General features: G+C 31.4%; 20 protein-coding genes. 1 reads left to right on the top strand and 19 read right to left on the bottom strand.

What is annotated here, in order from left to right; all coding sequences use genetic code 11:
• Positions 1-95 precede the first annotated feature (95 nt).
• From LGK97_RS03750 to LGK97_RS03685, 14 genes are all read right to left on the bottom strand, one after another.
• Positions 96-497, bottom strand: a complete 402-nt coding sequence (locus LGK97_RS03750; protein WP_226258400.1) for a TIGR02530 family flagellar biosynthesis protein — start codon at positions 495-497, stop codon at positions 96-98.
• A gap of 32 nt (positions 498-529) precedes the next feature.
• A complete protein-coding gene (locus LGK97_RS03745; RefSeq protein ID WP_226258399.1) occupies positions 530-1,204 on the bottom strand; it encodes a flagellar hook capping FlgD N-terminal domain-containing protein in 675 nt (224 codons plus the stop codon).
• Between the two features lie 47 nt (positions 1,205-1,251).
• Positions 1,252-2,694, bottom strand: a complete 1,443-nt coding sequence (locus LGK97_RS03740) for a flagellar hook-length control protein FliK (protein ID WP_226258398.1) — start codon at positions 2,692-2,694, stop codon at positions 1,252-1,254.
• Positions 2,694-3,149, bottom strand: coding sequence for a flagellar export protein FliJ (fliJ, locus tag LGK97_RS03735; RefSeq protein ID WP_226258397.1), 456 nt, complete (start codon positions 3,147-3,149; stop codon positions 2,694-2,696). The genes LGK97_RS03740 and fliJ overlap by 1 nt, the downstream gene beginning before the upstream one ends.
• A 35-nt stretch (positions 3,150-3,184) precedes the next feature.
• Positions 3,185-4,492 (bottom strand): flagellar protein export ATPase FliI, encoded by a 1,308-nt coding sequence (fliI, locus tag LGK97_RS03730; protein ID WP_226258396.1) that lies wholly within the window; start codon positions 4,490-4,492, stop codon positions 3,185-3,187.
• 15 nt (positions 4,493-4,507) lie between these two features.
• Positions 4,508-5,260 (bottom strand): hypothetical protein, encoded by a 753-nt coding sequence (locus LGK97_RS03725; RefSeq protein ID WP_226258395.1) that lies wholly within the window; start codon positions 5,258-5,260, stop codon positions 4,508-4,510.
• A complete protein-coding gene (gene fliG / locus LGK97_RS03720; RefSeq protein ID WP_226258394.1) occupies positions 5,244-6,257 on the bottom strand; it encodes a flagellar motor switch protein FliG in 1,014 nt (337 codons plus the stop codon). The genes LGK97_RS03725 and fliG overlap by 17 nt, the downstream gene beginning before the upstream one ends.
• 6 nt (positions 6,258-6,263) lie before the next feature.
• On the bottom strand, positions 6,264-7,820 hold the full coding sequence (fliF, locus tag LGK97_RS03715) for a flagellar basal-body MS-ring/collar protein FliF (RefSeq protein ID WP_226258393.1): 1,557 nt from the start codon (positions 7,818-7,820) through the stop codon (positions 6,264-6,266).
• 15 nt (positions 7,821-7,835) lie between these two features.
• Positions 7,836-8,135, bottom strand: coding sequence for a flagellar hook-basal body complex protein FliE (gene fliE, locus LGK97_RS03710; RefSeq protein WP_226258392.1), 300 nt, complete (start codon positions 8,133-8,135; stop codon positions 7,836-7,838).
• An 11-nt stretch (positions 8,136-8,146) separates the two neighbouring features.
• On the bottom strand, positions 8,147-8,581 hold the full coding sequence (flgC, locus tag LGK97_RS03705; protein ID WP_226258391.1) for a flagellar basal body rod protein FlgC: 435 nt from the start codon (positions 8,579-8,581) through the stop codon (positions 8,147-8,149).
• Positions 8,581-8,985: a flagellar basal body rod protein FlgB gene (gene flgB, locus LGK97_RS03700; protein ID WP_226258390.1), complete on the bottom strand. Its 405-nt coding sequence runs from the start codon at positions 8,983-8,985 to the stop codon at positions 8,581-8,583. Before flgB ends, flgC begins: the two co-directional genes overlap by 1 nt.
• Positions 8,986-9,483: 498 nt before the next feature.
• Entirely contained in the window at positions 9,484-13,764 is a 4,281-nt protein-coding gene (locus LGK97_RS03695; RefSeq protein ID WP_226258389.1) for a DUF5050 domain-containing protein, read from the bottom strand.
• 105 nt (positions 13,765-13,869) lie between these two features.
• On the bottom strand, positions 13,870-14,706 hold the full coding sequence (locus LGK97_RS03690) for a flagellin (RefSeq protein ID WP_226258388.1): 837 nt from the start codon (positions 14,704-14,706) through the stop codon (positions 13,870-13,872).
• A 146-nt stretch (positions 14,707-14,852) separates the two neighbouring features.
• On the bottom strand, positions 14,853-15,194 hold the full coding sequence (locus tag LGK97_RS03685; RefSeq protein WP_226258387.1) for a hypothetical protein: 342 nt from the start codon (positions 15,192-15,194) through the stop codon (positions 14,853-14,855).
• Between the two features lie 492 nt (positions 15,195-15,686).
• On the opposite strand from LGK97_RS03685, the gene LGK97_RS03680 reads away from it, so the two are divergent.
• A complete protein-coding gene (locus tag LGK97_RS03680; RefSeq protein WP_226258386.1) occupies positions 15,687-18,029 on the top strand; it encodes a hypothetical protein in 2,343 nt (780 codons plus the stop codon).
• Positions 18,030-18,139: 110 nt separating this feature from the next.
• Here LGK97_RS03680 and LGK97_RS03675 read toward each other — a convergent pair whose 3' ends face one another.
• The 5 genes from LGK97_RS03675 to pseG all read right to left on the bottom strand — a co-directional run bounded on the left by LGK97_RS03675 (position 18,140) and on the right by pseG (position 22,981).
• The gene (locus LGK97_RS03675; protein ID WP_226258385.1) at positions 18,140-18,319 is read right to left on the bottom strand and encodes a YjfB family protein; all 180 of its coding nucleotides are present in this window, start codon (positions 18,317-18,319) and stop codon (positions 18,140-18,142) included.
• Positions 18,320-18,464: 145 nt separating this feature from the next.
• On the bottom strand, positions 18,465-19,481 hold the full coding sequence (locus LGK97_RS03670) for an SDR family NAD(P)-dependent oxidoreductase (protein ID WP_226258384.1): 1,017 nt from the start codon (positions 19,479-19,481) through the stop codon (positions 18,465-18,467).
• Positions 19,482-19,503: 22 nt separating this feature from the next.
• Positions 19,504-20,511, bottom strand: coding sequence for a dTDP-glucose 4,6-dehydratase (locus LGK97_RS03665; protein WP_226258383.1), 1,008 nt, complete (start codon positions 20,509-20,511; stop codon positions 19,504-19,506).
• 35 nt (positions 20,512-20,546) lie between these two features.
• A complete protein-coding gene (gene fliB / locus LGK97_RS03660) occupies positions 20,547-21,764 on the bottom strand; it encodes a flagellin lysine-N-methylase (RefSeq protein ID WP_226258382.1) in 1,218 nt (405 codons plus the stop codon).
• 221 nt (positions 21,765-21,985) lie between these two features.
• Positions 21,986-22,981: a UDP-2,4-diacetamido-2,4,6-trideoxy-beta-L-altropyranose hydrolase gene (gene pseG / locus LGK97_RS03655; RefSeq protein ID WP_226258381.1), complete on the bottom strand. Its 996-nt coding sequence runs from the start codon at positions 22,979-22,981 to the stop codon at positions 21,986-21,988.
• Positions 22,982-23,137: the final 156 nt, after the last annotated feature.

Here is a 23,137-nt window from a genome sequence, read left to right as displayed (position 1 = left end):
AAAATTTTATAATGAAATTCTATTTTAAAACTATAGTTACAATAGTTACTTTGCTTCTATCTTTCCACAAAGCTAAGCCTCCAAAATGGTCCAGCTTACAATAAAACTACACTATCTATGTTTGTTATTACATTTCCTTCACTTTGATTTTTATCTAAAGCAGTTATAATAGTTCTATTCTTAATGCTTGCAACTAAGATAACATCTTTATATAATATCAGTGATTCCTTAGCACCCTTTTCAGAGGCCATATTTATCCCTTTGTTGATTTTTTCCATATCTCCATGATCTAAAGTAATATTTCTACTGCTTAATCTCTGTGCTGCATGGGCTGATATGGTAAAGGACTCTTCTTTTTTAATCTGCTTATCTAAAATTTGTTTAAAATCAGTAATTTCTTTGTTATCTTTAACCCTATTTTTCTGTAAGTTTCCATATGAAAAATCAGAAAAATCCTTTGCATCGTACAGTTTACCATTTATCACTCGATATGACATAATATCACCTTACTATTCCCATTAGGTACTTTTTATTGAACTTTTACTATATTGTTGAAATTTACATTTTGGGTAACTTCTTGTCCATTTTCCTGCCATGCAATAGTTAAATTAGTACCAGTTGCATCTCTAAAGACGCTTTTAACTGTTCCAGCATAGTTTTTTGTATCCTTTCCATCCACACCTTCTTGCACAACTGCTTCAATCTGCTTTCCCATTAAGCTTACTGCACTTGAAAAACTTGCATTGCCATTAATGTAATCTAACCTATAGTCTGGTACATCCAAAATATCAGACAAAGCATCAGCTGGGAAGTCTTTCATAGTTCCATCTGTAAGTTGCACTGCGAGTTTCGTTACACCTGCTTCTTTAAACACAGCCTTCACAATGCCTCCATGTTGCATTCCTTTTGCATCGTAAGAGCTAAGCGCTACCATTTTACCCACTAGTGAAGAAGATGTTGAAAAAGCTACAGTGCTATTTAAATTTGTCATCTGCTCTAATGCCGCAAATTGGGCCAATTGAGATACAAATTCTGTACCATCCTTACCCTTAGTTGGATCTTGGTTTGAAAGCTCTGCAGAAAGAATTCTTAAAAAAGAGTTTTTATCCATTTCTTGACCTTTCTTTACAATCCTAGTACCCCTTTGTGTTGCCCTTGCCGCTAGTTCCGCTTCTGATCTCGTTTCAAGAATTTCAGTACCCATATTTATCACTCCTTTGCATACATAAGGTACAAGCTATTAAATTGTTTTTAAACAAATTTATTTACCTGACTTTCTTCCATAACGTAGTTATTACCTAAGAAAACATCATCTTCTTCTAAGCCTACATTTTTATCTGTGTTTTTATTTTGTTGTCTTTGATTATTTTTTTCATTAGAGTCTTTACTAAAGAAGGTTGAATCCTCATAAATATTTATATCTAAGCTTTGAATCTTAATATCCATATTTTTTAACTTATCACCAATGTCTTGAATGTTTTGATTTAATAAATTATAAGTCTCCTTGTTTTGAGCTGATATACTAGCCTTCATTACACCGCTTTCCACAACAATCTTTATGGTGATTTCTCCAAGTTCTTTAGGATTCATTTTTACTGTTAAATCCTTAATATTATTAATTTCCATAAATTTTATGGTTTTAATTACATCTGCTCCAACATTACTTTTATCAATAACTAGGTTTGTAGCTTGAACCTTAGATGTTTCTAGAGTTTTTACAGATTCAAATTGATTCATAAAGTTAACTACTTTTGATATTTTAGGCTCTTCTTTATCTTCGCCAATTAAATTATTAAGAAATTTCTCTTCAAAAAAACTATTTCCTGACGACTTCTTATCACTTTTAGAATCACCAGAATTTTGCATTTGAGAATTAGGTAAAATTTCAGAAACTACTTTATTACCTTGATCAATTATCTTTTGTAGTAGGTTGTCTTTTATTGATTTGTCTTCACTACTTGCGCTTAAAGTTTCAAACTTAGGAATTTTAAATAAATTCAAATCTCCCTCTACCTGTTCTACTTTCGTCATAAGTTTTTGGAGCACATCAATTATTTGAGACGATACCTGGCTGTTCTCTTTAGAACTTTCTAACAGTGTCACCATTTCATTAAGACTGTTTTTTAGTAAACCTTTTGTATCTGTGATTACCTTTTCTCCACCTACTAATTGTTCTAGATTAACAGTACCACTTTTAGTATCTTGATCTTTAGTTGCGGTGGTATCATTAAATTTTTGAAACATAGTAAGTAAGGATTGCAGCAACTGCTGGATTTGTGTCATTTCGTCAGTAGCTTTACCTACGCCTAATAATTCTTCTGAAGATTTATCAGTGCCTTTCGTTAGCTCATCAATAGATTGTTTTAAAAAGCTCAATATCTCTGAACCTATCTTGCTATTTTCTTTTGTGTTAACTGGTTCCATTTCTTCACTTTCATCTACAGCAGTTTTCTCAGTTTTAACATTTTGATTTTCATTGTCTAAGTTTTTCAAGTTAGTTTTTCCCAAATCCTTACCATCTCTTTTAGCAACATCTTTATTGTACTTTTCATCAACATTTTCATTTGAAGAATTCTTAGATTGCATTTCATGGTTGTCTAGAATTTTCTTAAACTCATCTTTTTTGCTTGTTGACTTTGGATTATCTAGTTTTTTCGGAATATTATTTGCAATTACATTAATATCTACTTTCATTATTTTTTCACCTCCCTTCCCATATGGTTCTTTCTAATAAATGCATAAAGAGCGAACTCATCATTAGCCTTTTGTTCTATTGAATTTTGCTCTTTTATAAAAGCACTTACCTGCTTTTCTTTTAAAATTTCAACAGTTTTCTTTTCTACTTGACATTTTTTTAAGTTTTCTCTCTTTTCATCAAGTGTTATATTTTTATCCCTTAATACTGCTGTAGTTTCATTGATTGAGAAATTTATAGCATTTAAGTAGTTCTGTTTGATTTTTTGATGAATAATTGATTCATCTGTAGTTATATTTCTATGCACCTTGTAATTCTCTTTTAGATCATTTAGCTGCTTTTCTACTAAATTCTTTTCTCTTTGCGCCTCTTTAAATTTAAGTTTACTTTTTTCTTCGCTATCCATCCTAATATCAAGAAGCTTTTGAAGTCTAAACTTATATACTTCTGGCAATTTAAAACCCCTCTCTCTGCAGTACTTCGATTTTTTTAATTAAACATATTTTCCAACATATTTATACTAACTTCAAAGTCTGTACTATCATCCATACCCTGAATTAAATAAGATTCTATACTATCATTATAATGAATTGCCTTATCTATCTTTTTACTACTGCCCTTTACATAAGCTCCAATATTTATAAGGTCTTCGGAGTCTTTATATGTTGCCATTAAATCCCTTGCCATAGATGCTGCTTCCTTATGGTCTTTCATAGCAACTTCAGACATCAACCTACTGATACTAGCTAGAATATCGATAGCTGGAAAGTGGTTTTTTGCAGCCAATGCTCTTGATAAAACTATATGACCATCCAGTATACCCCGAACAGCATCTGCTATAGGCTCATTAAAATCATCACCATCTACAAGTACTGTATAAAAAGCTGTAATAGATCCCTTGTCAGACATCCCGCTACGTTCCATTAGTTTAGGTAACATTGAAAACACAGAAGGAGTATATCCTTTAGTTGCTGGTGGCTCACCTATAGCTAGTCCAATTTCTCTCTGTGCCATTGCAAACCTTGTTACTGAGTCCATCATTAATATGACTTTCTTTCCTTGATCTCTAAAGTACTCTGCAATAGCTGTAGCTGTAAATGCACCTTTTAACCTTACAAGAGCTGGTTGATCAGATGTTGCACATACTATAATTGACTTTTTCATTCCCTCAACACCTAAATCTTTTTCTAGAAAATCACGCACTTCTCTTCCTCTTTCTCCAATAAGTGCAATTACATTTATATCTGCTTTTGCTTCTCTTGCAAGCATTCCAAGAGTTGTACTTTTACCTACTCCACTACCTGCAAATATTCCCACTCTTTGTCCTTCTCCGCAAGTTAAAAATCCATCTATAGCTCTTACCCCTGTAGGCAAAACATCTGTTATTCTGCGTCTTTTTAAAGGGTCTGGTGGCGCTGCATTTAAAGAATAATTTGTGTATTTACTAATTTCACTACCATCTAAAGGATTACCAAGCCCATCTAAGACTTTACCAAAAAGTTCTTCTGAGCACTTAACACTAAGTGGATTTCCAGTTGGCACCACTCTGCACCCTGGAGATATTCCTACAAGTTCACCAAGAGGCATTAGAATTACATCCATATTTTTAAACCCAACAACCTCACATGAAACTTCTTCATTTGATATGTTATAAATTTTACATACCTCACCAACAAATGCCGTTATCCCTTGAACTTCAATGGTAAGTCCTATTACGTTTTTTACCACACCCTCAGAATAAGTATAGTTAATGCCAGGAATTTTTTTCATTAAATGCTCAAAATCTACAGCTATCATAATAGGTTCGCCTTTCTATGCCTTTATTTGCTCTTCCTGAAAAATTTCAACAATCTTTTCTATACCATAAGCTATGCTTACGATGCTTTTTCCTGTTTCTTTCTCAATAACAGCAGTTCCCTCATCCAAAAGATTATCCTCTATAACAAATATATCACCTTGAAAAGCAAGCTTAACTTTAAAAACTTCAATTTGATCCTTTATCATAGCAAAATGAGAATTATTAACCTTTATAATATATGTTTTTATATTTCTTTCAGCTTCTAAAACATGAAAAATCATTTCATTTAAAGCATCTGGCTCCTTCATTTCTCTTTTTAATATACTTTCTGCTATATTTACAATTAAGGCTTTAATATGTTGTTCTTTCTCTACTAAATAAGCATTATACTGCTCCTTTGCAGACATTAATACAGAGTCAGCATCTGCCTTAACAATCTTTGCTTCATCCTTTGCTGTATCCATTGCTTTATTGTAGCCAATTTCGTAACCTTCTTTGTACCCTTGCTCTGTACCACTTTCAAAGGCTTGCTCTTTTAATTCTACTGAATCCATATAAGCCTTTGAAATGATCTCCTCACTTTGCCTTTTTGCATTTCCTAATATATTCTTAGCAATGTTTTCAAAGCTCTCTAATGTAGAGTCTTTAACCCCCTGATCTTCCTCCTGCTTAGCCACCTTGAAATCGTTATTTTTATGTGTATTTATTTCTCTGCTACCTTGCTCTATAATTTGTGAATTTTTTATAACATTATAGGATAATTGCATCTTCTCCACCTCTTGAAAGCACAATTTCACCTGCTTCATCTAATCGCCTTAAAATACCAACAATTTTTTGTTGTGCTTTTTCAACATCCATAAGTCTTACAGGTCCTAAGAACTCCATATCCTCTTTCAAAGATGCTGCGGCTCTCTTAGATTGATTCTTAAATATACTATTTGCCACCTCTTCTGAACATCCCTTTAATGCAAGTGACAAGTCTTTAACATCTACTTCTCTTAAAATCCTTTGTATTGAAACATCATCTAATGTAATAATATCTTCAAATACAAACATAGATTCTTTAATTTTTTCTGCTAGTTCTGCATCTTCTCTTTCAAGACCTTCTGTAATATTCTTCTCTGTGGTTCTATCTACTTGATTTAAAATATCAACTAAGGAATCTATTCCGCCAATGACAGCACTATCCGTTCTAATAACAGAAGATAACTTACCATTTAAAACCTTTTCTATTTCTTTTACAACCATTGGAGAAATACTACTCATAGTTGCTATTCTATAAGATACTTCACTTTGCAGATCCAAAGGTAGTTCTGACATTATCTGCGCAGCCTTATCTGGTTGCATATAACACATAATAAGTGCTATGGTTTGTGGATGTTCACTAGACATAACGTTTAGCAGCTGATGTGCATCTGCTTTTCTAACAATAGAAAAAGGTCTATACTGTTGGGTTTCTTCCATAACCTTATCTAATATATCTTTTGCTCTCTGACTACCCAATGCTTTTGAAAGCAAATTTCTTGCATATTCTACTCCACCTTCTAATAGAAAATCTTTTGCTTTATTCATTCCCATAAATTCGTCCAAAATTGCTAATCTTTGCTCTGATTTTACGGAAGTTATATTAGCAATTTCGTAGGTTATCTTTTGAATATCTTTTTCTGGCAACTTCTTTATTATACCTGAGGAAGCGTCTGGCCCTAAGGTTATAAATAATATAGCTGCCTTCTGTATTCCCGTAAGTTTCTCACTTTTAGCCACTATTTATCACCTCTCATCTTCCGTCAGCCAAGACTTAACTATATCTGCAACCTGTTCTGGTTTCTCTGCAGCATACTTTTTAACTTCCTTCTCCATATGGGAATTTTTATCGTTAACTTCAAATTCAATAGGAGCAAATACTTCTTGTTGTTTTGGAGCTATTTCATCTCCAATTACCATATCAATGCCTTCTGGCACGTTGTTTGCTTTCTTTTTAGATCTACGGATTGCAAATAATAATATAACAAATAATATAATAGCCGCAGCTGCAAATCCAATACGAGTGTATAGTGCTTGCTTTTCCGCTAATTTTCGGGCATCTTCAATATCTTGAAGTACCTTTTCAGTTTCTTTCTTGCTATCACTATTAAAGTCCAATCCTTCTACACTTATAGAGTCTCCTCTGGTTTCTGAATATCCTATGGCATTTATAACTAAATTGTTTACAGCCGTTCTAGTATTTTCATCTAAATTGCCATCCAATACAACGGAAGTAGTAATTTTCTTAATTCCCCCAGGTGCTTTCACTGAAGATTCTTCTATCTTTGAAATTTCAAAATTCTTTGTAATATCTTTATTAACCACGTTACCATTATTGGTGGTTACAGGTGTTGTGTTTTGAGTTGCATTATCCACAGGACTAGAGGATACTCCAGTAGTAGAACCATTGTCTACCGTCTCAACCTCATGTGAGCTTACAATAGTTCCTTGTGGTTCATATTTAACACTGTTTTTTTGAAGGGCATCAAAGTCAAGATCTGTATTAACTGAAACCTTTACTCCATTTTTATATATAGGTTCTAAAACCTTCATTATCTTTGCTTCCAAACCCTTTTCAATTTCTGCCTTTAAAAGTTGTTGCTTGTCTGTAGACCCAATTAATGTGTCTTTTTCTTCCTCATATAACCCTTCTGTTAAAAGCTCAAACTTATCAGAAACTATGCTAACGTTTTCCTTTGGCAGGTTTTCCACCGCACCTGTAAGTAAAGAAACTATTGCCTTTACCTGTGAGTTATTTAACTTAGTACCTGCTTTAAGTTTTATTACTACAGATGCACTTGCTGGCTCCGTTTCGCGAACGAAAGCTGTGTTTTCTGGCAAGACTAAATTAACCTTAGCTCCTTCGATTTCTGGAAAAGATTTAATAGCTCTTTCAATTTCACCTGCTAAAGCTCTTTGGTACATAATACTAGTTTCTTTGTCTGTAGGTGCCATTTTACCATTATCAAAGAGTTCAAATCCGTTACTTCCTTCTTTAATATCAACCTCTGACATAAGTTCCATTCTAAGACTATCGATATTTCCCTTTGGCACCAGTATTGAGTTACCGGTTATTTTATATTGAGCCTTTTTCTCTTTTAACTTTGCTACTATAGCGCCAGAATCCTCTGATGTCATATTTGAAAATAACACATCATACTTAACTTTTGATGCCATTATTATAAAAGAGCTAAGAGCTACTACAATTACGCCCGCAAGTAAACTATAAGCTATCTTTTTACTTTTACTTAAGTTAACAAACCATTGCGAAAGCTTATTTTTTATTTCAAGCAGCTTGTTCATATCCAGCACCCCTTACTATATCTGCATCCTATTAAATTCCCCATATGCATCAACAAGTTTATTTCTAATTTGCACTGCAAGTTCTAATGACAGTTTAGCTTCTTCTGTAGATAACATAACTTTATGAATGTCATCCTCTTCACCCTTTATAAACTTTTGAGTAATATTGTCTGCTTCTATTTGCTTATCATTAACCTCATTTAACTTTTCTTTTAAAGTGTCTAAGAACCCATTACTTTTCTTATCACCTTCTATAACATTTTTTTGAATTTCATTATGTATTTTAGCATTTTGGATGTAAGCATTAATATTCATAAATCCCTCTCCTATCTACCTATTTCTAAAGCTTTTGAAAACATACTCTTTTGGGCATTTATAGAACTTACATTTGCCTCATATGCTCTTGTTGAAGCAATCATATCTGCCATTTCATTTAAAATATTTACGTTAGGCATTGTAACATACCCTTGGTTATCTGCATCTGGATGTGATGGATTATAAACTTTTCTTAAAGGAGAACCATCATTTTCAATACCAACAGCCTTGACTCCTCTAAAACTATCCTTGTATGTACCACTAGTTTTATCTAACTCCTTTTGCAAGCTTTCTTGAAACACAGCTATTTTTCTTATGTATGGTTGTCCATTTTCTCCTCTTGTAGTTGTTGCATTTGTTATATTTGACACTATAGTGTCCATTCTTAGTCTTTCTGCAGTTAGCCCGCTAGAGCTTATTCTCATTCCCATGAAAGCATTATTCATTATTTTCCTCCTCCTATAATATAACTAGTAAGCGAAATCTTACTATTAACTTGTTTAACTAAAGCGTTATACATTAATTCATTTGCTGCTTGATTAGTCATTTCTAGGTCAATATCTACATTGTTACCGTCTTGTCTCATGCTAGTGCTTTCATCTCTTTGTACTGCAATTTCCCCACTGGTGCTCCCTGTTTGAATATGCTTATTATTGTCAGTTTTTAGTGTATCTCCACTCATACTGTTATTTAAGGTATCTTCAAATGTAACATAAAGCTTTTTATAACCTTTTGTATTAATATTTGAAATGTTATTTGCAATAACTTTGCCCCTCAATGCGGAAGCATCCATGCTATTTTTTAGCAAATCGTAGGTGTTTATATTTACAGATTCTCCCTTTATATTCACAAAATCATCTCCTACTCTATTAATTAGACATATAGTTCAAAATCCCTTCTTAAAACCTATCACTTTAATAAAAATTAGCTAAGTTTATTTTCAAAATCTAAAATTTCGACTTTAATAATCTTATTATATACTATTTGTTTATCTTAGTGAATATAATCTTCCGATTATTTTATTAATTTAATTAACTTTACAATTTAAGATTCTATATTTCACTGTTGAAATACATATTTTAATTGCCATGTTTCCCTTCTGGCAATCTTTATGTTATCTGGATTTTTATTTCAAACCTATTTTATTATACATTACTGTTCTATATTGTCAATAGTTTTAACAATCTTATACAAGAATAGACTTAATTATACAAAAACAGACTTAATTTTCATTAAGCCTGTTTTTACAGTTACTGTATTAAATTCATTATAATTATTTGTAATCATACACTAAGTTAGAATGAGTTTTTTAATATGATATATCATAGGTTTGAATTGCTAATTATTCTTATTTAGTTGTAAATTCTATCTTTTCAACATCAGAATAGTTAAGATCATCATCCTCTAATACTACATAAATAATGTAATCTGTTTTTGATTTTAAAGAAGTTATATCTATTTCTAGCGGTTTTTCTGTGTTTTTCAAAAGAGGAATTGTACTTTTTATCATACCTAAACTATTAGAATGCATTAATAGTTTATAATCTGGACACTGAAAATCTGCTGGCAACACTACATAATGAGCTGTTGCTGCTTTATCTGATTTGATATTAACCTTAATTGAGCTACTATCTACTTCTGCTGGATCTTTGTATGTAAACATCGGCTCAGATACATCAATATCTTTAGTTATTATAGCAGGTTTAGGATCTAATAAATTTAAAAAAGATGAATATTTACTTTTTAAATTATTAAAAGCATCTGTTATATTGTTTTGACTCTCGTAACTTGCGTTTTCTATAATCTTTTTTACGTTAGGTAGATATGAAATCAAACTATTCATTCTACTTATGGTAGCTTTATCCTCTGTATTTGTGATTCCCAATTTATTAGTCACTTCCACAAATAGTTCCTTTAATTCATAAGTCTTAACCACAATACTAACTCGATATAACGGTGAAACATTTCCAGCATCATCAACTACTACAATAGTATAGTTAGGTTTTTTAAAATTACTTTCTTTAGCTTCTAAACCTGTTGTATATAGTTTATACACATCTTTATTTCTTACATTGATAAACTTTCCATTTTTATTTTTTACTGAATTTTCAAGTTGCTCGAGGGTATACACATCACTGTCACCATCTATAATAAACACCCTTGCTCGTTCAGATTCCAATGGCATATTTGGATTCTCCGAAGTTTTAACTTTAATGAAATCTCCAGCTTTTACAACTATCTTTGATAAGAGTGATAATGTTGATGCTTGATTATCTACTATAATGCTATCATTTGTATCTCTTAAAGAGGCTCCGCCTTCCACTGATGCGCCTACACCATTTACTATAAATAATTTATAGTTCTTATCTTTATATTTGGCATCATCCTTCATTCCTAAAGGAGCTTTAATAAATTTATTGGATCCATCTCCAACTAACTTTGTAATGTTTTCCAATTGCGTGCCATACTTAGCATATTCTTTTTCCAATTCTTTAAAAGGATCATATGGATTATTACCTCCTTCATTAACCCATCCAGTAGAACCTAACCACTTGTCCCTATCTTCCCACTTCCATCCTTTTACCTTTGCAATATCTTCAACTGGTACAATCCAAGCAGTTTCTCCTATTGCAGGGGCTATAGCCAATGTAATTTCTGTTCCTATTGCTGTTCCTATTGCTATTCCATCTTTATCTACATCTCTTTCTCTAGTTCTTACTCTTTGTGTAATTATAATTGGCTTTTTAGGTAATGCTTCTTCTTTAGCCAACATAATAGAAGGAGTATCGCTAGATATCATCCCATTTACACGTGGACGCTTTCCATCACTATCAGGACCACCTTCACCAGAGTACTTAGTTGCTATATACACATCATAATTTTGAGCTTTAAATAATGTTTTTTTACTATCTAATTTTCTAAGTTCTAATTTATCGCCAGTCAAATCGTTGTATAGTTTTGCTCCATCCCAAGAGTTAGTAGCAATACTAATTAACTCTTCCTTTGCTTGGAAGCTCTTCATGTCCAATACAACTTTAGAAGGTACAATGTAGATAGATTGCGTTGGTGCTATTGTATTAACATATGGATTTTTAGCTGATGGTTTCCATTGCCCAATGCTAAAATCCCTTATATCTAACCCTAAATTAGCATAATCTTTATCTCTTGCAGCATCTAATTGTATTATTGGTGCTTCTACTTGTTTAACCTCTGTTGGTGCGCTTTCAGCTTTACCAATTCTGGTTATAGTAATCCAAATACTTTTGCCAAAGGCATCCAAATCTAGTTTTTGAATCAATACCTTCTTCTCTCTAGTTACTTTTCCTTCTCCTAATTTATATTTACATTCCTCATCGCTATATACTCTAATTATTTCTCCCTCTTGTATTCTGCGAGCAGTGTTGCTTATATCTGTTTGAATAGCTACTACTTCCACAGTATCATTTTTACCATTATTATTATAAATATTTATCTCATTAGTATCATTTAGCATTTCTGATGGCAATACTAAATCAAAAGTTATAGTTTTGTTATATCCAACTGCGTTACCCTTATAGGTTCTAATCCCATCTTTAACTGTAACCTTTGTAGTATCCCAAATTACCACTAGTTGCTTCATGATATTATCCCCCATTATAGCAGCTACCTTCTCTGGTAGGTACTTTTTCTCGAGGAACTTTATATCTTCATTAACATCTTGGAAGGATACAACAGCCCTTAAGTTATTTATATCCAAAATATTTTCTATAACAGGCTTGCCCCCAACTTCTTCTGGTTTTGTGGCTGTATTTCCGTTCAAATCAATTCTAAATAACTTTCCATTTGTTGTGTTGTAGTATATATATCCTGAAACAATATTAATATATCCTACTGAATCCTCTGAAAGTTTTATTTTTTCTCCACTTCCATTAGTTTTAATTTTGTATAATTTATTTTTATCTTCTGAGTTACTATAATAAAGCCACTCATCAAATACATTGATATGAAAGCCTTTGTTGATTTCTGAAGCAGTACCTTTAATACGTACTATGCCTCCAGTACCATCTTTTTTAACTTTGCTTATAACTCCGCCTCCGGAGCAATAGTAAACTGAATCTCCATATACTTGTAAACTAGTGGCATATTCATCACTTAATTTCCCCTTATAAGTACCGTCTTTATTTATTACATAAGGTTTGTGTCCATCTAAATGATTAATATAATAAATCCATTCTCCATCAATACTAATATAGGCAACCTCACCTGTTGATGCATTTGCAACTGGATTACCGTGATTTTTAATTGCATCAGAACCATCTTTTTTAACTTTATATAATTTTCCCCCATCGGAATGGTTGCTATAATAAATATAATCTCCTGATAAAGTTATATAAGCCGCTTTATCATCTACAAGAAGCTGTGACTTTGAACCATCTAATTCTGATCTATATAACTTTCCTCCATTTGAGTAATTACTATAATAAATATAATCTTGAGTTATGTTTATATATTGAGCTTTATCCTCACTTATCTTTTTATTAAACACACCATCAAATCCCATTTTATAAAGTTTTTCTTTATCCCATGAATTTGAATAGTAAATAAATCCATTTGAATCCAATGCAACTATACCATTATTATTAATATTTCCACTTGTATTACCCGAGCCATATCCATCAACAGTATCTAAATAACATTTTATTATCATGTTGGCTTGAATGCTAAAATATCCCTTTGCCAGCACTGTTTTATCACTAGACAATATTGATATTTCTTCCATCTTATCGTTGGTGGTATAAATCATAGCCTTCTCAAAATCACTAATAGAGCTACTATGTTTTAATTTATAGTACCTTGCCCCAGGCACAGAAACCAAATTACTTGGCGTAACGCTAATTAACTTTACATCGCTTCTCACTACAATTTTTAAATCTACAGTTGCCGGATATAACTTATACTCTTGATTTTCTTTATCCCAAATATATAAATGATTCTTCCCTTGACTATCAATATACGTCATTTTATCGTAATTTCTCGACACTGTATTTCCATATAAAAATCCATACTTAAGTATACTTGAAAGTTGTTCGTAATTTACATCATTGGTAAAGTAAACATCATAGCCTTTGTTTAAAATAATCTCATTAACTTCTTTACTATGAGTTAATAAATACTCAGTGGCATAGGCCTTATCTTCGATAATAATCAATCCATTTTCTCCTGGCAATCCAGAATATATATTTTTTACATAAAAATCCATTTTGGTAGGTTTCAATGTCTTACTGTTATCTTTTGTTTTTACATTTATGATTTCTATTCTATAACCCTTACCTTTTGTATAGTCTGTGTAAGAGTCAATTTTAAAGGATTTATAATCCTTATAATCCTTTATTATATTAATAGATATTGTTCCACCTGTAATTTTATCATAAACTTTAACATTATCATTATTTATAGAATTTAAATCTATCTCTTTGTTGAAGTTAATCTTCCATACCTTATCAGGTGCTATATTATATTTTGTATCAACCTGATTGTTATCATTTAAAGACGCACCTTGGATACTACTTGAAATGCAAACTATGAAAAGCATCGTCAAAAATATCAATGCAGCAGCAGTGCTTTTTATACTTCTTTTTGTATATGTCATTTTTTCATCTCCCTAATCAAAAATAAATTTCATCTCTTTTATACTTTATATCATAAATTTTGCTACTTTATAGAAATAGATAAAGAACTCATTAAACTGAGTCCCTTATCTACTTCTAACATTCTCGAGTACCCTTAATATATCCTGTGGAAATTTATTTGTTTGAGCCATCATAGAATTCCCGGCTTCTATAAGAATGTTATACTTAGCATATCCCATCATTTCCTCGGCCATATCTGAATCTCTAATAGTGCTTTCTGATGATTGTATTTTATCAGATAATTCTATTGTTGAACTATAGTTACTTTCAAATCTATTTTCTAATGCTCCATACTTACTTCTAGCACTTATGATAATATCAAGTGCACTATCTACTTTTTTTAAGGAATCACCTATATCATCTAAATCTAAATTATCAAGTCCTAATCCTTCTTTAGTTAGATTATATCTTGGTATTTGAATTATTTCTCCTACATTGGCTCCTGTGACAGTATCTATAACAGTTGAACCCTTATTATCATTAAGTTTATCATCAACTAAAAGCTTAACTCCATTAAACTCAGTATTCTTTGCCATATCCTCTGCTCCATTTAACATTTGGTTTATTTCATTTTTAATGGTTTCCTTATCCTCTGGAGTTGTAACTCCACCTGCTTGTACTAATAATTCCCTAACTCTTTGCAAGCTATTAGTAATTCCCTCAAGGCCACCTTCTGCTGTTTGGAGCATGCTAACCCCATCTTGAGTGTTTCTCGCAGCCATTTGAAGACCTCTTATCTGCATTCTAAGTCTCTCGCTTTGAGCTATTGCATTTGGGTTATCCTTAGCACTATTTATTTTAATACCAGAAGATATTCGCTCTAAAGCTCCACTTTGCTTAGTAATGTTTTTACTATATTCTCTGTATATATTTAAAGATGCAAGATTCTTATTTATTCTCATAAAATCAACTCCATTATTTTTTTTATTAATATCTATTATTATAGTATATCGAATATACTGGGCTTTTCTTTAGGAATTTTGAGGATTTTATTACCTAGTACTTTTAAAATTAACTCTTTTATGAATTATTAAAAAAATTGTTAAATCTAGAATATCATAACGTCTGTTGGAAACATACTTAAATAGCTTTCATAAGCTGCCATGGCATCTGCCTTTGATATTCTATCATTAATAAGATTTCTATATAACATATATAGCTTCAAATGAAGATCCTGATTGCTATTCTTAACTTCTACCATTTTATCGTAAATCACATCTTCTACAGGGACCTTATTATTAACATCTAGAAAACCAGAAACTAGTTTTTGTAGTCTATCTACTTTCATTCGTACTTGTGTAGTAGAAGAAATATCACTTATTTCACCTAGTTCTTTAACAATTTCCTGAATTGTTTCTATGTTGATTGAAACTTGATTGTTGTTACTCATACGACATCACCTCTTTACTTTAAATAAGTACCTATTTCAGTTACCATATAATTAATTGTTAACCCCTAACAATTTGTAAGTAGTCCTTAATTGCAATTTATTGTCTATTTTATTCTTCGTTTAAATAATTAATAACTTTATATTAATCTTTACAATCTTTGATTTATTAATATTATAACTATTATCGCATAGATACCTATAAACTTCAAATATAAAATAGTTATAACCCTTCATTGTTTAAATGTACTATTCCTGGATGCTTTGATTATACTTATATCATTTTACTGTATTATTTCTCTACTCTAACCAAAACCTAGAATGATAACTAAAGTATTGTAAGAAATAGTCGATAATATTTATGTAACCCGCTATATAGACCTTTAATAAATTAAAGATACACAATAGCTTAAAGACAAATGTGGTTGAATTTTAAATTATTTATTTGATACAAAAATACTTATTTTATAACATTACTTAAGGGAGATGTATTTAATGAAAAACTATTTATCAAAATCAATATCTTTTATAGTTGCTGCAACACTTATCACACAATTAAGTGGCACAGTTTTAGCAACTGAAGCAACTAATAAACCAGCTGAAAAAAATATAACTATTACAAATAATTACATAATAACTGATACTGTAAATGTAACGTCATTGACTCCTGGGGACATCGTAAAAGTTTATACAACTACTGGTAAACAGCTTGGCATAGCTACTGTTGCAGCAGGTAAAGATGAGGTCACAGTAAAGATATCTCAACTCACAGAAGACGCAGGCAAGGTTTACGTATCTGTAACAAGCAAGGGAAGTCCCGAAAGTGATAGAGTTGAAAAAGAATATGGTGCAGAAGCAACATCACCAAACTTAAATCCGGATGCAATAGCAGTAGTAAATAATATAACTGGAACAAAAGATATCGTAACAGTACCTGGTGTAAAAGCTGGTGATGTAATAAATGTATATAAAGATAATACAATCATAACACCATTAGGAAAAACTACTGTAACTGGTGCAACAACGGTAGCAACAGTGTCAATAACTCAGCTAGGAACACTTTCTGGTAGTGTTTTTGTGACAATAACTAGTACTGGCTTGAAGGAATCACAAAGAGTAGAAACGACATATGTAGCAGAGAAGGTATCAGAATTTCCTGTTGCAGGTAATATAAAAATAGTAAATAATGCATCAATACCAGATACCGTAACGGTAAATAACCTTGCGGAAGGCGATGTAATTAAAGTATATAATTTAGAAACTACTGGAAAAGTATTGGGAACAACAACAGTTGCAAAGGGTAAAGCTGAAGCAACAGTAAATATAACTCAAATCACAACAGAGGAAGGTATGGTGTTTGTTTCTGTAACTAACAAGGGTAAGCTTGAAAGTCCTAGGACAAAAGTATCATATGATGCTGAAGCAGAAACAAGTTCGTTACTCCCTGAGGCAATAGCAATAACAAACAAAATGGCTGGAACATCTGATACAATAAACGTAAAGAACTTAAACCCAGGTGATACAATAAAGGTATATAGAAACCTTGCAGATATAAAGGCATTCGGAACATCAACAGTGGCAAATGGTTATACTGATGCAACAATATTAATTTCTCAGTTAGGAGCCACTGAAGGTGTTGTTTATTTAACAGTAACTAATAAAGGCTCAAAAGAATCACTAAAAACAAAAATGGAATACCTAGCAGAACCAATTTCCACAATCTCAAATGAAAACACTATAACCATATTAAATAATGCCTCTATGGCAGATACAGTAACTATAACAGGTCTTTTAGAAGGTGATCTAATAAAAGTATATAACTTAGAAACTGCTGGAAAATTATTGGGAACAGCAACTGTAGCAAAAGGTAAAACTGAAGCAACTGTAAAAATAACTCAAATCACAAAAGAGGAAGGTAAGGTATTTGTTTCTGTAACCAGTAAGGGTATGCTTGAAAGTGCTAGATCAGAAGTATCCTACGTTGCTGAAGTAGCAACAAAAAAACTAACCGAATCTTCAATAGCTGTAACTAACAATATAGCTGGAACAGCTGATACAGTAAAAGTAACTGGCCTAGAGTTAGGTGATGTAATAAAAGTATATAGAGATAATAAAATTATAACAACATTAGGAAAATCCACTGCAACTGGAACATCTTCAGTAGCAACAATATCAATAGCTCAGCTTGGAACAGCTAATGGTAGTATTTTTGTAACAGTAACTAGTACAGGTTTGGGCGAATCAGAAAGAATAGAGCAAACATACGTTGCAGAAGCGGTGTCTGATGATCCAATTATAGGTAATATAGACATAAAAAATAATGCATACATAGCAGATACAGTAAAAGTAACAGGACTTACACCCGGCGATGTTATTAAAATATACAATTTGGCATTAGCTGGAAAGCTATTGGGAACAGCAACAGTAGCAAAAGACAAAGCTGAAGTAACCATAAGTTTACCTCAACTCCCTGAAGGATCAAGCAATGTTTATATTTCATTAACCAGCAAAGGTAAGCTTGAAAGTAATAGAATAGAAGTTTCGTATATTGCAGAAGCAATAACACCCACTCCAGATGTAGATAAGATAGTTGCTATAAACAATATTGGTAAAGATTTGGTATTAGTTTACGGTTTAAAATCAGGAGATGTAGTTAAAATTTATACTGCACTGACAGGTGGAAATCCATTAGCAACAACAAAAGTAGCAGTTAATCAATCATATTCTACAATATTGATACCACAACTTGGCAAATCAAGTGGTAGTATTTATGTATCAGTAACTAGTATAGGGCTTAAAGAATCTGATAGGGTGGTTAAAGGATTTGATGCTGAGTAATTATTGAAGTCAAAGAAAAGGTGCTAGAGGTTGTCCAAACAACCTCTAGCACCTTTTTTATATATTATTTTATAATTGTATATCATTTAATTTTTATATCTTGTCCATAATTACGCCATAACATCCAAGTTCTGTCCCACATTAGTGTCTACTGCAACATTCTTTAGCATTTCCGCCATTTGCGTAGCAGTTTCTTTTCCAGTATTCATTGCCATCTTCATTACTGCTATACCTGCTAATTCTTGTACTCTTGATTGACTTGTTACCATTGATAATGCTCCTATATCCATACTTACCTCCTATTTACTATTTTTCTCTTAAGTCACAGTTTTTTCAGTTTATTTAAAAGTTATTATAATTTATTATCGGCATGTATTAGCAAAACTTGTGCTTTACATTAGAATTTATTTTATTACCTGTCAATAATTAAGCCTTTTATACCAAATCTTCTTCCTTAAGTAGTGTTCTGACCTCTTCTTTACTTAAGATATTTTCATCTGATGAATTATAGCTACCAACTTTAGCTTTTTTATACTTCTGATACTCTTCATTGCAAGAGCCAGCATGAGCCAGTGATAGCACTGCATACATATTTCCTAAGTCATAAGCAACTTCAGATTCTTCCCTTGTCATAAGTTCTTCAAATTTTCTTTCCCCTGCTCTAAGCCCGATAGTTTGCAAATTGACCTCTTCTCTGCTTATGTTAAGTTTATTGCAAGTTTCCTCAACTACCACTTCTGCAAGGTCGTATAGTTTTATTACAGGCATCTTTAGTACAAAAGTTTCTCCTCCAATAGATTTCTCACTTGCATCCATAATTAAATTTACAGCTTGGCTTAACGTCATCATAAACCTAGTCATTTCAGCGTCCGTAATTGTAATTTTTCTATTTTCACTGATTTGCTTTTTAAATAGTGGTATTACAGATCCTCTAGACCCCATAACATTTCCAAATCTAACTGCAACAAACTTAGTCCTACAATTGCCTTTATTGAAATTTGCGGCCTGTACCAATTTTTCTGCTAAAAGTTTAGTAGCCCCATAAGAATTAGCTGGATTTATAGCCTTATCTGAACTTGTAAATACTACGCATTTCACATTATTATGCATAGCAGCTTTTATAACATTTTCCATACCTATAACATTTGTTTTAATAGCTTCACTAGGATTATACTCACATGCTGGTACATGCTTCATAGCTGCTAAATTAAATACTATATCTATATCATTCATAGCCCTTTCTACTCTTTCATAATCTCGTACATCACCAATTAGAAATCTAAATCTTTTATCACTATCAAGTTCATTTTCCATTACAAATTGTTTATATTCATCTCTGCTAAATATTCTTATTACACTTGGCTCTTGCTCCATAAGTTCATTTATAAGTCCATGACCTATCGTGCCTGTTCCTCCAATTATAAGAATTTTTTTCCCTGTATAATATCCCATAATACATCTCCTACTACAATTATTATTTAAATGCTTTTGCATCCTTTATCCACTGCTCTGTCTCTTCTATTCCCTGCTCTAATGTGTATTCTGGACTCCAATCCATAAGTTCTTTAGCCTTACTATAATTACATTTTAGTTTCATAATTTCACTTTGTGGATGAATGTGTTTTACATGATTTATTTTAACTCTTTTTTTTGTTATAATCTCTGCAAGTTCATTAACAGTAACATCCCTGCCAGTACCTGCATTTACTAATTCACCATTAATCTTTTGTGAGTATCCTGCCATAACAACAAATCTAGCACAATCCTTAACATATAGTAAATCCCTTGTCTGCTCTCCACTTCCATATATATTTATATATCTTTCATGAATTGAATTATTTATAAATATAGCAACAACTCCACCTTCCCCACCAGTCTTTTGAAAAGGTCCATAGGTATTAAATGGTCTTATAACTACAGTTGGAAGCTTGTAAGCATTATAATATGAAAGCACCATGTTTTCAGCAGCTATTTTACTTCCTCCATAAGGTGACACAGGCTTTGTAGGATGACACTCATCTATGCCCTCATTTCCTGCTTTATCATAAACCATGCAAGTACTCATAAATACTACCTTACATGGGTATGTATCCTCTTTGGAATCTAAAACCCATCCATCTCCATCCATGTTTCCATTTTTGCCAAACATCTGAACTTTAGCTTTTTCTAAAATATTAAAAGTACCAACAGTATCATTGAAAAAAGTAGTTTTCGGATCATCTATACTGTCTTGAACATTTATTGATGCAGCAAGATGATATATCAAATCATATTTTTCGTTAAAAACTTCATCTAGAGTTTTTTCGCTTTGTATATCTCCTTTTATAAATCTAAACTCACTGTTGCCATTGAAGTCTTCTATGTTTTCAAGTCCTCCATTTGATAGGTTATCTAATGCAGTTACTCTGTGACCATCTTCTAATAATCTTTTAACTACCCATCTGCCTATGAAACCAGCGCCTCCGGTTACTAATATATTCATATGTATCAGCTCCTATTAAATATAATTTATGATTCTTAATTTTTTATTAAAACTATCATATGTGAAAGTGTATTAAATTTATTTTCATTAAGTGCATCTATAAAGGATTTAATAAACATATTATTGTGAAGTACAGCTCTTGAGAAAGAATAAATTAAATCAACAACCATGGTATCCGTTAATTCCTTATCACAAGAAGCCATTCCTGTTAGCAATAATCTAATGATACTATAATTTAATACTAAGACCATATATTCATTAAAAAAATTATCATCTTTATATGGAAACATTCTTTGAAATACATCATTTACTAAATAGTTTTCAAAAATGTGTTCCTTCTCCTTGATATATGGTTCATAATACACTTTTGTTGCATCTTTGTAAACTTTTATACATTCTTCAATTTTAATTTCATTCTCAATACCAAGACCTTTTTTAAACTTTTCTATATGTTCAAGATAATTCTTTCTTAAGGAACCATTAGAAGAAAAAGCTATTATTTGTTCTAAAATCTTCATTTGAGTTTCTAAATTATTAGGTAGCGAGTCTATAAGTCCTCTTAATTCCTCAGTATTTATTCTATTTACATAATAATCTATGTGGTCTGAGATAGATTCTATGCTACCATTCTTTTTTGCTTCTTCTATTTTATTTATCATAAGTCCTACTAATATCAATCTTTGTTCAATGGATAATTTTCTGTTTTGAAGTATAGTTATTACCCCTATTCTTATATCCCAAAAATAATTGTATATAGGCACTGAGTTAGTATCAATTGAAATACCTATACTATTATTAAAATTTTTGTCTGTCTCAACTTCTTCAAACTCAAGTACCTCTTTGTTAAATAAAACAAGTTTTACAACTTCAGGACATGACATATCTAGTGAAACTTCAAAATTTGAATCTACTTTAGCATAAAGTCTTGGATAGTTCTTGCAAGTTAATGATAAATATTCTTCACCTAAATTCCCATGTATTTTACATAGTTTATCTTCACATTGAAAAGGGCAACTTTTATCTTTCTCAATAGATATATAAGCATAGTCATTAAATGTTTTTCTATCCTTATCTATTAATATATGCCGACTTAATTCATTTCTCAAAGCGGTTTTCTGCACTTTTCTGCATTTTTTATATGTGTCTTTGTCTATTGTAACTTTCCAGCCATAACAGCAATCGTCTTTACATTCTAAACTTGTACAATGAAAATTTTTCATATACTCTGGCCTAAGAATTATGTTATTATTCATAGTTTTCTCCTTTGATTTTTATAAGATACTTTTATTAATAGCAGTTGATATAAATATCATATCATTATTAATTAAATGTATAATTTACTTGTTATATATATTATCGTAGTTTTTAAGGTATTCTTAAATAATTTTAATTAGCAAACATAGTAAAAGAGGTGTCCATCGCTTTAAGTAATCTACTTAAGCAACAATCACCCTCCAATTACAATATGTTTATACTAATACTTCTCTAAATTCAAACCTTTTACTATTTCATTTACACCATTTCCATTAATAGCTCCTTTAGCTCTTGTATACATTTCTTTTCTTTTTCCATAATCACTACATAAAGCGTTTAACTCTCTTACAAATGTATCTTTATCTAATTGATCGTACCACCCCATATTTTTTATTATCTCCATTTCATTCATCTTATAAGCTATCCCTTGTTGATTGTCCGCAATGATTATCCCTAGTGTGGATACTCCAGAAACCGCTAGTTCGTATAATGTGCTGCCACAAGCTGAAATAGCTATATCACATTTTTGCATAATTTCGTACATATTAGCATTGTGATAAAAACTAATTTTTGAGGTTTCAAAATTCTTCAAAGAGTTATTTTTATCAAAAGAAGGACCTACAACAATATGAAAGTTATAATTTAGCATTTTTATATATTCTAAAATTTGTTCTGTAATATGATGTGGATCAGCTCCACCCACTGTTATCATTATGTCATTTACCTTTTCTTTTATGTACTTTTCAGAAACAACTCTAAATTCATCTCGCAACATTATATAATTTGAACCTATAAGTAGCTTTGTGTCATCATTAACCCTATATTCAAAATCTGCGCTATCTATATTCTGATTAATTAAAAAGTTCACATTAAAATAATATAAATTCATATCGTCTATATAGGCTGTTTGATTAAACATTTTTTTAGTCTCATCAAAATAATTTTCATCAACGTCGTAACTATCAGTAATTAACAAATCTGCTTTTATACCTTTTAAATCAAGTAATATAAAATCTTCTCTTATTGTTTTAACTATAAATCCATGTGATTTTATCTTTTCAATACCTATTTTATATTTTTCACTTAAAGGATTATCTACCCTACATATATAAAAAACATCATACATTTTAGAGAGTTCCTTAGCCAAAACCAAAGTTCTCATTATATGTCCCATACCAATGTTTGCGCCACCGTCTGCTCGAATCGCTATTTTCATTATTTACACCAACCCATCTTAAGTATATCCTACCCTTTTCTTTCCTTCAAATATTTTCATCTGATGAATTATACCTACCGACCTTGTCTTTTAAGTATTTTGGATAATATATAAATGCTTTTTTACATATCATTAATAACATCTTCGGCATACTCA

It is taken from the genome of Clostridium sp. CS001 (assembly GCF_020443565.1).
GTDB lineage: Bacteria > Bacillota > Clostridia > Clostridiales > Clostridiaceae > Clostridium_AD.
This window is presented reverse-complemented; position numbering and strand designations above follow the sequence as displayed.

Excerpts from the sequence above, each read along its gene's own strand:
- LGK97_RS03750 (WP_226258400.1), bottom strand. The coding sequence starts at position 497 with ATGTCATATCGAGTGATAAATGGTAAACTGTACGATGCAAAGGATTTT.
- LGK97_RS03745 (WP_226258399.1), bottom strand. The coding sequence starts at position 1,204 with ATGGGTACTGAAATTCTTGAAACGAGATCAGAAGCGGAACTAGCGGCA.
- LGK97_RS03740 (WP_226258398.1), bottom strand. The coding sequence starts at position 2,694 with ATGAAAGTAGATATTAATGTAATTGCAAATAATATTCCGAAAAAACTA.
- fliI (WP_226258396.1), bottom strand. The coding sequence starts at position 4,492 with ATGATAGCTGTAGATTTTGAGCATTTAATGAAAAAAATTCCTGGCATT.
- LGK97_RS03725 (WP_226258395.1), bottom strand. The coding sequence starts at position 5,260 with ATGCAATTATCCTATAATGTTATAAAAAATTCACAAATTATAGAGCAA.
- fliF (WP_226258393.1), bottom strand. The coding sequence starts at position 7,820 with ATGAACAAGCTGCTTGAAATAAAAAATAAGCTTTCGCAATGGTTTGTT.
- fliE (WP_226258392.1), bottom strand. The coding sequence starts at position 8,135 with ATGAATATTAATGCTTACATCCAAAATGCTAAAATACATAATGAAATT.
- flgC (WP_226258391.1), bottom strand. The coding sequence starts at position 8,581 with ATGAATAATGCTTTCATGGGAATGAGAATAAGCTCTAGCGGGCTAACT.
- LGK97_RS03695 (WP_226258389.1), bottom strand. The coding sequence starts at position 13,764 with ATGACATATACAAAAAGAAGTATAAAAAGCACTGCTGCTGCATTGATA.
- LGK97_RS03690 (WP_226258388.1), bottom strand. The coding sequence starts at position 14,706 with ATGAGAATAAATAAGAATCTTGCATCTTTAAATATATACAGAGAATAT.
- LGK97_RS03685 (WP_226258387.1), bottom strand. The coding sequence starts at position 15,194 with ATGAGTAACAACAATCAAGTTTCAATCAACATAGAAACAATTCAGGAA.
- LGK97_RS03680 (WP_226258386.1), top strand. The coding sequence starts at position 15,687 with ATGAAAAACTATTTATCAAAATCAATATCTTTTATAGTTGCTGCAACA.
- LGK97_RS03675 (WP_226258385.1), bottom strand. The coding sequence starts at position 18,319 with ATGGATATAGGAGCATTATCAATGGTAACAAGTCAATCAAGAGTACAA.
- LGK97_RS03670 (WP_226258384.1), bottom strand. The coding sequence starts at position 19,481 with ATGGGATATTATACAGGGAAAAAAATTCTTATAATTGGAGGAACAGGC.
- LGK97_RS03665 (WP_226258383.1), bottom strand. The coding sequence starts at position 20,511 with ATGAATATATTAGTAACCGGAGGCGCTGGTTTCATAGGCAGATGGGTA.
- fliB (WP_226258382.1), bottom strand. The coding sequence starts at position 21,764 with ATGAATAATAACATAATTCTTAGGCCAGAGTATATGAAAAATTTTCAT.
- pseG (WP_226258381.1), bottom strand. The coding sequence starts at position 22,981 with ATGAAAATAGCGATTCGAGCAGACGGTGGCGCAAACATTGGTATGGGA.